The following is a 13,907-nucleotide window of genomic DNA, read 5'->3' on the forward strand; positions in this document are numbered from 1 at the left end:
GTCCGACTGCTCTCGCCGCAAGGCGTGCCCTCCGCCGTGTGCGAACGGCCGCTGATCACGAGTCCCGCTCACGCTGCGATGGTTCCTGCGCCCGGCGTGCCAGGAGTGGCGCATCGGTCCTCACGCGACAGGGCGCCGAGGTCAGATCCGACATCCCCATTCCCGCATGGGAAGCACGGGGCTGACAATCATCGTACCGCTCGCCCTGCGGTGCACGACACTCATGGCCGTGGCACGCGAGCGCGGGGCCCTTCGTCGGCGTCTGGCACCGGGCGGACGCCTGCACGCTCGTCGTCGCCCCGAGCGATGTCGGCGCGTGGCAGGCGTCGGCCGGTGAACCCACCGCTAGCGGCGGCCCCGGACTGCACCCGCGTGAGCCCGGACGAAGGGCATCAGCGGGAGCGTCGCGAACAGCCGGAACTGGTCGAGAATGGAGGCGTCCTCGTCCAAGAAGGCGAGGATGCGCGGCGCAGGGTTGCGCTTGAGCAATGCCGACAGGATCGCGACGGCGGCGGCGGGGTCCTCGCGGATGACTCGCAGCAGCGCGGCATCGAGTGCGTCGCTCCAGCGCCGGCTGGGCATCGCGTGGGCGGGGCTGCGGCCTCGTATCAAGCAGGACGCGATCGCCGAGCTGTGGCGCTGGATGCGATCGAACCCGTACCCCGTGCTGGCCTTGACCATGCCAGCCCGCGCCCCGATGGGAATCACCGGGTCGACCGCTGCAGGAACCGGCCCACGCTGGAGCGGGATGGTGCCGATCTCTCTGCCGGTCACCCGCCACGGACCGCGGCCGACGTGGCGGTCGAGATAGCGGCGGACGTGGGCCTCGTGGAGAGCGCTCTGGGCCTCGCGGTCGTCGGTGTCCGCATGCGCGAACACCGTTCGCTCCACCAGAGCGTGGCGAGTCGACGTGGGAAGCACATACATGAACGCCACTCCCGTGGACTGGTCCGTGCGGAAGTCCATGAGGGTGACGGTCTGCGGATCGAACGCGTCCGTCGTCGGAGCCTCGACGCGGAGGCCGTGAAAGTCCAGGTAGGCATGCGAGGCGGGAGGTCGGAGGCTGCCTCCGACCCCCACGCTGTCGAAGACCCAGCGCGCGCTGATCTCGACCGTGCGAGTACCGGAAGGCCCCGGCGATTCGATCGCCACCCGGCACCCAGTTCCATCCGGCACGAGCGTGCGCACCGACCCGACCAGGCGCTGGTATCCGGGCCGAGCGCTCATGAGCCCCTCCGTCACTCCTGACAGCTCCGGGCCCGTGATGCGCCGGTACGAGTAGGGGGCGAGGGCGAGACGCCGCCGCCAGCCATCGCCCGCGACCCAGAGGTAGTCCGCCGCTGTCGACGCGGATGCGGCGAGCAGCTCCGCCCCCGTGCTCCACCATGCCCAGGAGCGCTGTTCCACAGGACGTGAGCCGTCATCGACCAGCAGGACCCGGTCGCCCCACCCCACGCTGGCGAGGTGACACGCAAGAGAGAGGCCGGCGGCGCCCGCCCCCACGATCACGGCATCGACATGTCCGCTGGGCAGCGGGCACGCACCCGCGTCGTCCATCGATGACCTCCTGGGCGTCCGCTGCCAGGGTGACACCGTGCACTCATGGCACGGCGGGGACGATGGTCCTGAGAGTCCTGGCGATGGTGCACGCAGAACCATGGTGCGCCTGGGCAGATTCGAACTGCCGACACCCGCTTTAGGAGAGCGGTGCTCTATCCCCTGAGCTACAGGCGCGCGGGGCACCTATGAGGGTACCGGCACCTGCACGCTCAGAGGAATCTCACCACTTGGCGTGGACGTACTCCCGGATCCGCTCGTTGTACACGTGCGCAAGAGCCGCGAGGGTCTCCTCGTCGAAGGCCGGCATGTCTGCGGCGGCGGCGTTCGCCTGTGCCTGCTCGGGCTTGGAGGCACCGGGGATGATGGTGGCGGCGCCGACGGCGCCGATCCACGCGAGTGCGAACTGAGCGGTGGTCCACCCCTCTGGGGTCAGCGCCGCGACCTCGCGCGCGGCCTCGACCCCGACCTCGTACGGCACGCCCGCAAACGTCTCGCCCACGTCGAACGCGGCGCCGTCCCGGTTGAAGTGGCGGTGGTCCTTCTCGCCGAACGTCGTGTGCTCGTCGTACTTGCCGGTCAGCAGCCCGGAGGCCAGCGGGACGCGCGCGATGATGCCCACGCCGTTCTCGCGGGCGGTGCCCACGACGTGCTCGAGCGGCTTGCGGCGGAACACGTTGAGGATGATCTGGACGGTGGCGATGTCCGGGTCTCGCAGGGCGTCCAGCGCTTCGTCGCATGTCTCGACGGACACGCCGTAGTGCGCGATGCGACCCTCCTGCTGAAGCGTGCGGAGGTCGTCGTAGGTGGTCGGGTTGGCGAACACCTCGGACGGAGGGCAGTGCAGCTGGACGAGGTCCAGCGTGTCGACGCCCAGGTTCTCGCGGGACCGGTCGGTCCAGCGCCGGTAGTTGTCGAGCGTGTACTGCGAGGCCTCGTGCGGGTCGGCGCGTCGCCCCATCTTGGTGGCGATGGTGATGCCGTCCGCGCCGCGGTCCGCCACGAAATCGCGCAGTGCACGCTCCGAGCGACCGTCGCCGTAGACGTCCGCGGTGTCGAAGAAGGTGACGCCCGCATCGGCCGCGGCGTGCAGGATGTCCTGCGCAGTGTCGTCGGCCACGTGGGACCAGTCGGCGCCGAGCTGCCAGCAGCCTTGTCCGATGAGCGAGATCTCGCGGCCGAGCCGCGGTACGAATGAGGTGCGCATGCCCCCCACCCTATGCGCGCCGACGGTGCCGAGCGACTCGTGTCACGGCGCCGCACATGCGAAGAGCCGCCGCTGCCCGAAGGCTGCGGCGGCTCTCGCGAGGCGCTCGGGGACTAGCCCGTGACGCGAACGTACGTGGGGTTGCTCTGCCAGATGCCACGGAACTGGATCGTCTTGCCGTGGGTCGGCGCGTCGATCTGCAGGTTCGGGCCGGCATAGATGCCGACGTGGCCCGGCGAGACGATGATGTCGCCCGCCTGGGGCGACGACACGCGGGTGCCCACGTTGTAGTAGGCGCCCGACGAGTGCGGAAGCGAAATGCCGAACTGCGCGAACACGTACGACGTGAAGCCAGAGCAGTCGAAGCCGCCCGGAGCGGATCCACCGGAGACGTAGGGGTCGCCGACGTGCTTCGCGGCCTCGGCGATGATCGCCGAACCGGAGATCGCAGCCTTGACATTCGACGTCTGGGCGACGGGTCGAGCACCGGAGCTCGACGAGCGAGACGTGTTCGCCGCAGGAGCGGGAGCCACGACGACGGGCTCGGGGTCGGCCTCCACGTCGATGTCGGGCGTGTGAAGCTCGAACTCAGCGTCGTCTGACGCGGTGACAGTTCCCGAGACAGCGGCGAGGTCCGCCGATGCGGCGTCCGCCTGAGTCTCGATCGCGAGCGTGTCCGGAGTGACGGAGTCGACCGTCAGGTCCTGGGCCACCAGTGCGGCCGCTGCGGCGCCCGTCAGGGGAACCACCACAAGTGCGGCGCCTGCTGCTGCAGCCACCGCGCGCGTCTTGGCGCGCATGTATCCGTACTTCAAAATCACGTTCCTTCCGCACAGTCCGTGCGTTGATGTTCCGAGGCCCAGCGAGTGAAACTCTTCATCAGTTCCAATGCCATCTCCGGGGCCAGCGGGTGCGTGCTCTTCTATGTACTAGACGCCCATGTTACCAATTCGTGATGATTCTCCAAGTCGAGGATGGCCGAACAGGTGGCGCGCGGCCTCCCGAGACACGGCCACCGACCCCGTCAGGGTGGTCACCACCACCGCATCATCCTCGAGGATGATGTGCACCGTCGCGCCTGGTACGAGTCCTGCCTGGATCGCCTCGACGAGGAACCCATCGGCGGCCTGCGGGTTCTCGCCGATGCGCGTCACAGTCAGTTCGAAAATTCCCGAATCTGCGGCCGTATCGAGCGAGATTTCAGCCGATCGCGGCGCATCAGGGTCATCCATGACCCCCAGTTCGCCCAGTGCTGGGATCGGATTGCCGTACGGCGAGAACCTCGGGGTGTCCAGCAGCTCGAGCAGCCGGCGCTCCACGCGGTCGCTCATGACATGCTCCCACCGGCAGGCCTCCTCATGGACGTACGCCAATTCGAGGCCGATGACATCGATCAGCAGGCGCTCGGCGAGGCGGTGCTTGCGCATCACACGCACGGCCGTCTGGAGTCCGGCCTCGGTGAGCTCGAGGCGGCGGTCGGACGAGACGACCACCAGGCCGTCCCTCTCCATCCGCGCGATGGTCTGCGACACGGTCGGTCCCGAGTGCCCGAGCTGCTCAGCGATACGGGCGCGCATGGGGATGACCCCGTCCTCGATGAGCTCGTAGATGGTCCTCAAATACATCTCTGTGGTGTCGATCAGGTCGCTCATGACGAGTGCCGTCCCATCCCTCGGTAGGTCCAGCCTGCGGCGATCCAGCGCTCGGCGGGCAGGCAGTTGCGCCCGTCGATGATGCGCCGCTGTGCGACCAGCATGCCGACGTCCTCGGGGTCGAGGTCACGGAACTGTCGCCACTCGGTCGCGAGGATCACCAGGTCGGCGTCTCGGACGGCGTCCTGGGGCGAGTCCGCGAAGTCGAGCGTGGGCCACACCCGTGCCGCATTCGCCATCGCCTCAGGGTCGTGCACACGCACGTGCGCGCCGGCCAGATGAAGCTGACCCGCGACGTCGAGGGCGGGTGAGTCCCGGACGTCGTCGCTGTCCGGCTTGAAGGCGGCGCCGAGCACGGCGACCCTCACGTCCACCAGGCTCCCACCCACTTCGCGCTCGGCCAGTTCCACGACGTGCTGACGGCGACGCACGTTGACCGTATCGACCTCGCGCAGGAACGTGAGGGCCTGGTCGACGCCGAGCTCACCCGCGCGTGCCATGAACGCCCGGATGTCCTTGGGCAGGCACCCGCCTCCGAAGCCCAACCCGGCACCCAGGAACTTCCGGCCGATGCGGTCGTCGTAGCCGATCGCATCGGCCAGGTCCTTGACGTCGGCGCCCGTCGCGTCGCACACCTCCGCGACGGCATTGATGAACGAGATCTTCGTCGCAAGGAACGCGTTCGCCGACACCTTCACCAGCTCGGCGGTCGCGAGGTCCGTGACGATGATCGGGGTGTCGCGCGCGAGAGCCTGCGCATACACGCGCCGCGCCACGTCCTCGAGCCGGCCCGGGCGCGCGGGATCGACTCCGAGGACGAGGCGATCGGGCCGGAGGGTGTCCTCGACGGCGAATCCCTCGCGCAGAAACTCGGGGTTCCATCCGAGCTCAGCAGCGTCGCCCGCAGGGGCGAGCTCGCGCACCCGCGACGCGAGGCGCTGGGCCGTTCCGACCGGCACCGTGGACTTGCCCAGGATCACCGACGGCCGTGTCAGCAGCGGCGCAAGCGCCTCGACTGCGGCGTCGACGTGGGACATGTCAGCGCCGTAGCCGCCCTTGATCTGGGGCGTGCCGACACCGATGAAGTGGACGTCCGCGAACTCGGCCGCCTCGCGGATGTTCGTGGTGAAGCGGAGCCGCCCGGAGTCCACATGCTTGCGCAGGAGCTCGGGAAGTCCCGGCTCGTAGAAAGGAACCTCGCCGCGGCTGAGCCGATCGATCTTGTCGGCGTCGACATCGACGCCGATGACCTCATGACCCAGTTCGGCCATTCCTGCAGCGTGGGTGGCTCCGAGGTATCCGGTGCCGATGACGGAGATGCGCTCGGACATACCGCTCAGGATATCCGTACGTCCCCGACCGAGGACCGCTCGGGCAGGTGCGCGATCACCGTGGTCCCGCGTGCGCTCACTCGGATCGGCCCTTCGCTGTGGCGGGCGAAGACCGCCTGGCCGCGCTGGAGCGACGTCGACTCCGCGGCGCACGCGAGAGAGGCCTCCCCCTGGACGACGAGCACCACGCGCGGACCCGCAGGGACCTCCGCGTGCCCGTCGGTGACCACCGTCAGCGCGAACTCGTCGGCCTCCGACAGCAAGGTCACCGCGGCGCCCGTCACCTGCGTGTGGGGGCGCGCGGCGGGAGCCGAGCGAGTCGACGCGAGAGAAAGCAGCAACGGCACATCGACGTGCTTGGGCGTGAGACCCGCACGCACCACGTTGTCCGAGTTCGCCATCACCTCGATGCCCAGTCCCGCCTGATAGCTGTGCAGCACGCCCGCGCCGATGAAGAGCGACTCGCCCGCCGCGAGGTCCACCACGTTCAGAGCGAGCGCCACGATCGCCCCAGCGTCGCCGGGAAACGCCGCCAGCGCATCGGCGCTCACCCGGAGCGAAGAGCCCTCGGGCGCGGCACTCCCCCGCTCGGCAAGGGCCGCGAGGGTCTCGGCGTCGCCGGCACCGGCGAAGGCGAGCGAGATGAAGTCCGAGATGTCGTCCGTCAGCACCCCGGCCAAGCGCTTCGCCCCGGCCGTGCCCAACGATTCGAGATCGGCGCGCAGCTCGTGCACGGGACGGACCCCGGCGAGCACCCGCAGCGACGTCAGCGCGAAGACCATCTCAGGCTTGTGAAAGGGGTCCTCGAACGCGTAGGAGGTGGCCGCCGCGTCCCGCCGCTCCTCCTCAAAGCCCGCGCGGGCCTGAGACGTCGTGGGGTGCACCTGGATCGACAATGGCTTGTTGATCGCGAGCAGCTTCAACAGGAACGGCAACCGGTCTCCCCATCGCCGCGCACAGTCCCCGCCCAGGCACGACTCGGCCTGTGCCGCGATGAGCGCATCGAGGCGCTCGACGCCATCCGGGGTGTGCGCCACGGACGGGCCGCTCTCGTGAGCGCCCCACCAGGCTTCGGCGATCGGCGCCCCCGTCGGCTCGAGGCCCAAGAGGCCTGCGATGTCGTCCGTCGTGCCCCACGCGTAGCCGCGCAGCTCGGGCGTGATGAGATGCATGCACGACAGTGTGCCAGCCATGGCCGCCACTACTCTGGTGCCATGTCGCCAGAACTCGTCATCCCTGCTGACCTCCTGCCTCGGGACGGCCGCTTCGGCTCCGGACCGTCACGCGTGCGCGACGCGCAGGTCCAGGCCCTCGTCGACGCGCAGCCGGGCGTTCTCGGCACATCGCACCGGCAGGCCCCCGTCAAGGATCTTGTGGGAGCGGTGCGCGCCGGCCTGAGCGCCTTCTACTCGCTGCCAGACGGCTACGAGGTCCTCCTCGGCAACGGCGGCTCGACGTCGTTCTGGGACGCCGCGACCTTCTCTCTCGTGGAACGGCGTGCGCAGCACTGCGCCTTCGGGGAGTTCGGGGCGAAGTTCGCCAAGGCCACTGCGGCCGCACCGTTCCTGGAGGACTCCGAGTTGATCGAGGCTCCGGCAGGCGACGTCGCGGTGCCCGCCGCCTCCGATGGGGTCGACGTCTATGCGTGGCCCCACAACGAGACCTCGACGGGAGCCATGGCACCGGCAGTGCGGCCGGACGGCATCGGCGACGCGCTCACCGTGATCGACGGCACCTCGGCGGCGGGCGGCCTGAGGCTCGACCCCGCTCAGGCCGACGTGTACTACTTCGCTCCCCAGAAGAGCTTCGGCTCCGACGGCGGGTTGTGGCTCGCATTGGTGTCCCCTGCCGCGATCGAGCGGATCGAGAGCGTCGCCGCCTCCGGCCGCTGGATTCCCGCCACCCTGGACCTCGCGGCCGCCCTCGAGAACTCACGCGCCAACCAGACCCTGAACACGCCGGCTGTCGCGACGCTGGTGATGATGGCGGAGCAGCTGCGCTGGCTGAACGAGAACGGCGGCATGGCGTTCGCGGCCGACCGCACCGACGAGTCGGCGCGCCGCGTTTATCAGTGGGCCGACGCCTCTGAATACGCTGAGACGTTCGTCACAAAGCCTTCTGCACGCTCCACAGTCGTGGCTACTGTCGATCTGCTCCCTTCGGTGGATTCGTCCGTTCTGCGGACCATCCTCCGCCGCCAGGGAGTCGTGGACATCGATCCGTACCGCAAGCTCGGTCGCAACCAGATCCGTGTCGGGATGTTCCCCGCCGTGGATCCGGACGACGTCTCTGCGCTCACGGACAGCATCGACTGGATTGTGGAGAGATTGACGACATGAGCTCACAGCAGGAGTCCCCAGGGGACGAGCGGCGCGGACGCCGTCCCCTCACGGCCTTCCTGCTGGCCTCCGTGCCGCTCGTCCTCGCTGGCGTGGGCGGCACCGTCGCCGCGAACCTCGCGCCTGACACCATCACCACGCCCGCCACTGCACCGGTCGAAGAGTCGGCTCAAGAGGTGGCCGCCGTCGAGCGCACCACCGACGTGCTTCCTGCCGTCGTGGCCCCTCAGATCGCGGCGGACACCACCACCGTCCCGCAGATCTCGGTGTCCTTCGCGCCCGAACCCGAGCCCGCACCTGCGCCTGTCGCGCGGTCGGGAGCCGGCCGGTCCGGGGGCGGCTCGTCCTCCACGGGGTCCGGCTCCACCGCGGCCTCCTCCGGGTCGGCCTCGAAGCCCGCACCTCGTCAGACCTCCGACTCGTACTGCGCATCCCCCTCCTCGCCGTACTCCGCCGGCGGCTCGGTCAAGGGCCTGCTGACGGCAGCGAATAAGGAGCGCGCACGCATCGGCGTGGGCGCCATGTCATGGTCGGGGAGCCTCGCGTCCGCCGCGAACAGCTGGTCGCAGGCGATGGCGGGCCGCGACGACTCGGGCTCCGGGAGCGCGCTGGCGCACAACCCGAACCGTCCAGGCGCTGAGAACGTCGCGGTGAGCGGCTCCTCCGGCGGCATGTCGATGGGAACCGCCATCAACAAGGCGCACGCGGGATGGATGTACTCCGGCGGCCACTGCCGCAACATCATGAACCCGAGCTACTCGACCATGGGCGCAGGCGCCGCGTCGACGGCCAACGGCAACGCCGTCTATACCACCGCGAACTTCCGCTGATCTGACGGGCGGGTCCGCTCGTCACCGTCAGTCAGCGTGGGTCAGCGATCGTGGCGCGCGTCGGCGTCCGCGCCGCCGTCCTGCGGGACACTCTGAGCGTCGATCTCCGATGCCGTGGGCTCCTGAGCGCTCTCAACGTCCGTATCCCCAGCGGACGACTCCGCCGCCAGCTGCGCGCCCTGGTCGCCGTCGGACGGCGCCTCGGGCGCCGCACCTGCCGGAGCGCTGGGTGCCACGGTCTCCGAGGCCTCGGATACGTCCGCGTCGTCGGCGCTGGAGTCAGCAGTGGTGGACTCCGGGGTAGCGGACTCCGCCCCGCTGGGTTCGGTCGTCACCGACTCATCCGGCTCATCCTGATCGTCAAGACGCACGGCGTCGGCGGCGTCCGTGTCGATGACGGGGTCGGGAGCGGGCCACTTGGAGGTCTGCTTCTCGACGTCCGTCTGCGAGTGGGCTCCACAGCCATGGTCCACGGACACCACGCGACCGTCCGACGGTGACCACTCGTTGGCGCACGCGCCGAAGGCCGCCCGCATCGAGCCGGAGAGCGGAAGGAAGAAGGCGCAGGTCGAGCAGGGCGCGGTCGAGGCGATCGCGGACGCCGCAGTGGGACCGTGCGATCCGCGGTACCAGCGCTCGGCGGCGCTGTCGCGACCCTCGGGGGCCAGCACCCGCTCCCGTCCGAGCCCCAACTCCCAGATCTCGAGATCGTCGGCGTCCTCGCCAGTCGCCTCGTAGCCCGGCATCAGACGCTGGTCCTCGATGATCAGCGGCAGCACCATGGAGGGTTCGAGGTCTCCCGGGCGCACCCGGTCCGCCCACGGCACCCAGGACGGCGCGAGCAGCGCGTCGTCGGCGGGGATCAGGTGGGCCTCGCAGACGGTGGCATCGCGTCCACGCGGGGGGCGTGCGACCGTCACGGCCCACACCCAGCCGCGGTAGCCCGGCAGGGTGCACGCGAAGAGGTGGGTCAGGAGCCGGTCGGCGTCGTCGGACGCCGACACGTGCTCGCCTACGGCGCCGCGGTCACCCGCGGCCTCGACGGCCGCCTCATAGGCGAGATCGACGGCCTTCTCCAGAACTGCATCCATCGGTGGGCTCAAGCCTCCAGCTGGTCGGCGACGGCGCGCAGCACGGACGCGACCTTGCGCCCCTTGGCCTGGTCGGGGTAGCGGCCCGTGCGAAGCGAGGTCGAGACGCCGTCGAGCATCTTGATGAGGTCCTCGACGATCACCGTCATGTCGTCAGGGCTCTTGCGCAGGCCCTGAGACACGGTGGGGGCCGACTCGAGGATCGTGACGGTCATGGCGGACGGGCCGCGCTTGCCGTCGGCGACCGAGTAGTCGACGCGGGAGCCGGGACGGGGCGCCGTCACGCCGGCCGGCAGGGCGGAGGCGTGCAGGAAGACCTCATCGCCGTCGTCGCTCGCGATGAAGCCGAACCCCTTGTCGGTGTCGAACCACTTCACTTTGCCGGTGGGCACATCAACCTCGCGTGTTGCTCAGGCGCCGCGTATTCGGCGCGCTCCCAGTCTACCCATGGGCGGCCAGACGCCCGATGCGGGGAGGCGGCAGCGGGACGCGCCCCGAAGGTGCGTTGCACGGATGAGCGGCGGGGTCCACACTGAGGGGATCATGCATGTCGATGGCAACTGAGGTACTCATGTCCCCGTCCGAGGTTTCCTCGTGGCTCGTCCCGTCGTTCGCGCGCTCGGTGACCAGCGCGGGCGGCACCGCTCCGCAGCAGGACATCGAGGCTGCGGCGCTACGCCTGCTTGCGCGCTGGAACGAGCCCGAGCGCAGCTACCACGGCGTCGCACACCTGGTCGACCTCCTTCAGCACGTCGACGAACTCAAGCAGGAGACACACAACCTTGATGCCGTCAGGCTGGCCGCGTGGTACCACGGCGCCGTGTTCGACGCCGCGGAGTCCGCGGCCTACGCGCGCCGGGGGGGAGAGGACGAGGCCGCAAGCGCCGAGCTCGCACGCGCAGAGCTGTCGGCGCTCGGAGTCCCAGAGCCGGCCGTGAGCGCCGTCGCCACGATGGTGGCGGGGCTGGCCCGGCACTCCGCGCCGGGCGACGGGGGTGACAGCGCTGTGCTGTCTGATGCGGACCTCGCGATTCTCGCGTCCGACCCTCAGCGCTACCGGCAGTACCTCACCAAGGTGCGCGAAGAGTATGCCCACATCCCTGCGCACGACTATCTTGCGGCCCGCAAGGCGATCGTGGGCCGGCTGCTGTCCCGGTCGCCTCTCTACACGAGCCCACTCGGGCGCGGGTGGGAGCGTCAGGCCCGGGAGAACCTCACGGCGGAACTTGCGCGCATCGACCGCGAGATGGCGTCCACCGCCCCCACCACGTAGGAAGAAGCCGCGCCGCCGCGGCTCGTCACCACTCACGGGGTCCGGCAGCTATCCACACGCTCGAGATCTCACCCTCCGCCGCCTCGGCGCCCTCGCCTAGCGTCGGGACCAGTCGCGACGACCGTCGCGCTGCGACACGAGGAGGACCCCCATGACCCGCTATCACGTCGACGCCGCCGAGGTGGCACACGCATCGTCCCGCGCCTCTGCCAGCGCCGAGACCATCCGGGGTGAAGTGGCCGCGATGATGGGCCACCTCACGGCGCTCGAGGGGTCCTGGCAGGGAGGAGCGGCGACGGCCTTCGCTGGAGTGCTCGATCAGTGGCGCGGCGCTCAGGTCCAGGTGGAGCAGGCCCTCGACGCCCTGACGGTCGCACTGTCGCAGGCAGCGGAGCACTATCAGAGCGCCGAGGACACGGCGGCGCGGCTGTTCACAGCGCGCTAGCGAGCGGCCACACCCACGAACGTGGGCGTACTCTCGCCGGATGACCCTCTACCTCGACCCGCCGCTCTGGCCGCGCCACGGAAAGGTCTGGGGTCACCTGGTGTCCGATGCGTCGGTCGAGGAGCTGCTCGCCTTCGCCGCAGGCGCCGGAATCCCTGAACGCGCCTTCGACCGAGATCACGTTGACGTGCCCGCCGACATGTACCCGCGGCTGGTGGAGCTGGGCGCGGTGCTCGTGGACTCGAGAGAGCTCGTGCGGCGTCTGCGCGCGTCGGGACTGCGGGTGACGGCCGCCGAGCGCCACGGTCGCAGCTGAGGGGCGACCGCGGCAGTCGGTGCCGGCCGCCCCCCTCCCGGATGACACGAGGCCGGACGCACGAAGGCCCCCGAGAGAGCTCTCGGGGGCCTTCGAGTACGGCTGGTGCGGACGGGCTTAGAAGCCCATGCCGCCCATGTCGCCACCGCCGGCCGGCATGGCCGGCTCGGGCTCGGGCTTGTCCGCGACAACCACCTCGGTGGTCAGGAACAGGCCAGCGATCGACGCGGCGTTCTGCAGCGCGGAGCGGGTGACCTTGACCGGGTCGTTGACGCCAGCGGCCAGCAGGTCCTCGTACACACCGGTCGCGGCGTTGAGGCCGTGACCGACCGGGAGTCCCTTGACCTTCTCGACGACGACGCCACCCTCCATGCCGGCGTTGACGGCGATCTGGCGCAGCGGCGCGGTGATGGCGAGTTCCACGATGCGGACACCGGTGGCCTCGTCACCCTCGAGGTGCAGACCAGCGAGCGCCTTGGTGCCTGCCTGGATCAGGGCCACGCCACCACCGGCGACGATGCCCTCTTCGACAGCCGCCTTGGCGTTGCGCACGGCGTCCTCGATGCGGTGCTTGCGCTCCTTGAGCTCGACCTCGGTGGCCGCGCCCGCCTTGATGACAGCGACGCCGCCGGCGAGCTTGGCGAGACGCTCCTGGAGCTTCTCGCGGTCGTAGTCCGAGTCCGAGTTCTCGATCTCGGCGCGGATCTGGTTGACCCGCCCCTCGACCTGGTCCTCTGCACCGGCGCCGTCCACCATGGTCGTGTCGTCCTTGGTGACAACCACCTTGCGGGCCTGGCCGAGCATATCGAGACCGGCGCTCTCGAGCGACAGGCCGACGGACTCCGAGATGACCTGGCCGCCCGTGAGGACCGCCATGTCCTGCAGCATCGCCTTGCGACGGTCGCCAAAGCCGGGAGCCTTGACGGCGACGACCTTGAGGTTGCCGCGCAGCTTGTTGACCACGAGCGCCGCGAGGGCCTCGCCGTCCACGTCCTCCGCGACGATGGTCAGCGGCTTACCCGCCTGCATCGTCTTCTCGAGGATGGGGAGCAGGTCCTTGAGCGAAGAGATCTTCGACTCGACCAGCAGCACGTACGAGTCCTCGAGCACCGCTTCCTGGCGCTCAGCGTCAGTGACGAAGTACGGGTTCAGGTAGCCCTTGTCGAAGCGCATGCCCTCGGTCAGCTCCAGCTCAAGTCCGAACTGGTAGGCCTCCTCGACGGTGATGACGCCTTCCTTGCCAACCTTGTCCATCGCCTCGGCGATGAGGTTACCAATGTCGGGGTCACCCGCAGAGATGCCTGCGGTGGCTGCGATCTGCTCCTTGGTCTCGATCTCCTTGGCGGAGTCAAGGAGCTCAGCAGTGACGGCCTCGACGGCCTTCTCGATGCCCTTCTTGAGGGCGATCGGGTTGGCACCGGCCGAGACGTTGCGCAGGCCCTCGCGGACGAGCGCCTGAGCAAGCACAGTAGCGGTGGTGGTGCCGTCGCCAGCGACGTCGTCCGTCTTCTTGGCGACCTCCTTGACGAGCTCGGCACCGATCTTCTCGAACGGCTCCTCGAGCTCGATCTCCTTGGCGATCGAGACGCCGTCGTTGGTGATCGTGGGGGCGCCCCACTTCTTCTCGAGCACGACGTTGCGGCCCTTGGGGCCGAGGGTCACCTTGACGGCGTCGGCGAGGGCATTCATGCCCCGCTCCATGCCGCGGCGGGCCTCCTCATCGAAGGCAATAATCTTTGCCATGGGTCAGTAGTCCTCTTTCGATGCGTGGTGGCTCCGAGTCGCCCGCGACGGACGATGCCATCCGAGGCGTTCCCTTCACGCCACGAACCTGCACCTCGACCCGGGAGCCGATTTTTAGCACTC

At 69.5% G+C, this 13,907-nt stretch carries 14 protein-coding genes and 1 tRNA gene; 5 read left to right on the forward strand and 10 right to left on the reverse strand.

Going from position 1 to position 13,907, the window contains the following annotated elements:
* Positions 1–345: 345 nt before the first annotated feature.
* The 7 genes from AOP72_RS10855 to manA form a co-directional block, all read right to left on the reverse strand.
* A complete protein-coding gene (locus AOP72_RS10855; RefSeq protein ID WP_062136203.1) occupies positions 346–1,557 on the reverse strand; it encodes a lycopene cyclase family protein in 1,212 nt (403 codons plus the stop codon).
* Positions 1,558–1,658: 101 nt separating this feature from the next.
* Positions 1,659–1,734: transfer RNA gene (locus AOP72_RS10860), tRNA-Arg, on the reverse strand.
* A gap of 46 nt (positions 1,735–1,780) precedes the next feature.
* Positions 1,781–2,764 (reverse strand): aldo/keto reductase, encoded by a 984-nt coding sequence (locus AOP72_RS10865; protein ID WP_062136205.1) that lies wholly within the window; start codon positions 2,762–2,764, stop codon positions 1,781–1,783.
* 113 nt (positions 2,765–2,877) lie between these two features.
* Positions 2,878–3,579: a C40 family peptidase gene (locus AOP72_RS10870; RefSeq protein WP_238581662.1), complete on the reverse strand. Its 702-nt coding sequence runs from the start codon at positions 3,577–3,579 to the stop codon at positions 2,878–2,880.
* Between the two features lie 114 nt (positions 3,580–3,693).
* Complete coding sequence (locus AOP72_RS13910) at positions 3,694–4,416, reverse strand: metal-dependent transcriptional regulator (RefSeq protein ID WP_062136211.1); 723 nt, start codon at positions 4,414–4,416, stop codon at positions 3,694–3,696.
* Positions 4,413–5,747, reverse strand: a complete 1,335-nt coding sequence (locus AOP72_RS10880) for a UDP-glucose dehydrogenase family protein (protein WP_062136214.1) — start codon at positions 5,745–5,747, stop codon at positions 4,413–4,415. Before AOP72_RS10880 ends, AOP72_RS13910 begins: the two co-directional genes overlap by 4 nt.
* A gap of 5 nt (positions 5,748–5,752) precedes the next feature.
* Positions 5,753–6,919, reverse strand: coding sequence for a mannose-6-phosphate isomerase, class I (gene manA, locus AOP72_RS10885; protein WP_193746411.1), 1,167 nt, complete (start codon positions 6,917–6,919; stop codon positions 5,753–5,755).
* Between the two features lie 42 nt (positions 6,920–6,961).
* Here manA and serC point away from each other — a divergent pair, with 42 nt between their 5' ends.
* Both serC and AOP72_RS10895 read left to right on the forward strand, forming a co-directional pair.
* The gene (serC, locus tag AOP72_RS10890) at positions 6,962–8,086 is read left to right on the forward strand and encodes a phosphoserine transaminase (RefSeq protein WP_062136219.1); all 1,125 of its coding nucleotides are present in this window, start codon (positions 6,962–6,964) and stop codon (positions 8,084–8,086) included.
* The gene (locus tag AOP72_RS10895) at positions 8,083–8,916 is read left to right on the forward strand and encodes a CAP domain-containing protein (RefSeq protein ID WP_062136222.1); all 834 of its coding nucleotides are present in this window, start codon (positions 8,083–8,085) and stop codon (positions 8,914–8,916) included. The genes serC and AOP72_RS10895 overlap by 4 nt, the downstream gene beginning before the upstream one ends.
* Before the next feature lie 41 nt (positions 8,917–8,957).
* On the opposite strand, the gene AOP72_RS10900 is transcribed toward AOP72_RS10895, so the two are convergent.
* A complete protein-coding gene (locus tag AOP72_RS10900; RefSeq protein ID WP_084631737.1) occupies positions 8,958–10,007 on the reverse strand; it encodes a DUF3027 domain-containing protein in 1,050 nt (349 codons plus the stop codon).
* Positions 10,008–10,015: 8 nt separating this feature from the next.
* Positions 10,016–10,399: a cold-shock protein gene (locus AOP72_RS10905; RefSeq protein WP_062136225.1), complete on the reverse strand. Its 384-nt coding sequence runs from the start codon at positions 10,397–10,399 to the stop codon at positions 10,016–10,018.
* 161 nt (positions 10,400–10,560) lie between these two features.
* Between AOP72_RS10905 and AOP72_RS10910 the strand changes: the two genes are divergently transcribed.
* From AOP72_RS10910 to AOP72_RS10920, 3 genes are all read left to right on the forward strand, one after another.
* Positions 10,561–11,280, forward strand: a complete 720-nt coding sequence (locus AOP72_RS10910) for an HD domain-containing protein (protein WP_062137215.1) — start codon at positions 10,561–10,563, stop codon at positions 11,278–11,280.
* Positions 11,281–11,431: 151 nt separating this feature from the next.
* On the forward strand, positions 11,432–11,725 hold the full coding sequence (locus AOP72_RS10915) for a WXG100 family type VII secretion target (protein ID WP_062136228.1): 294 nt from the start codon (positions 11,432–11,434) through the stop codon (positions 11,723–11,725).
* Positions 11,726–11,765: 40 nt separating this feature from the next.
* Entirely contained in the window at positions 11,766–12,041 is a 276-nt protein-coding gene (locus tag AOP72_RS10920) for a DUF4031 domain-containing protein (protein WP_062136231.1), read from the forward strand.
* Between the two features lie 117 nt (positions 12,042–12,158).
* Here the strand turns inward: AOP72_RS10920 and groL are convergent, their stop codons facing one another.
* A complete protein-coding gene (gene groL / locus AOP72_RS10925; RefSeq protein WP_062136234.1) occupies positions 12,159–13,784 on the reverse strand; it encodes a chaperonin GroEL in 1,626 nt (541 codons plus the stop codon).
* Positions 13,785–13,907 lie beyond the last annotated feature (123 nt).

Origin of the sequence: Demequina aestuarii (genome assembly GCF_000975095.1) — a bacterium.
GTDB lineage: Bacteria > Actinomycetota > Actinomycetes > Actinomycetales > Demequinaceae > Demequina > Demequina aestuarii.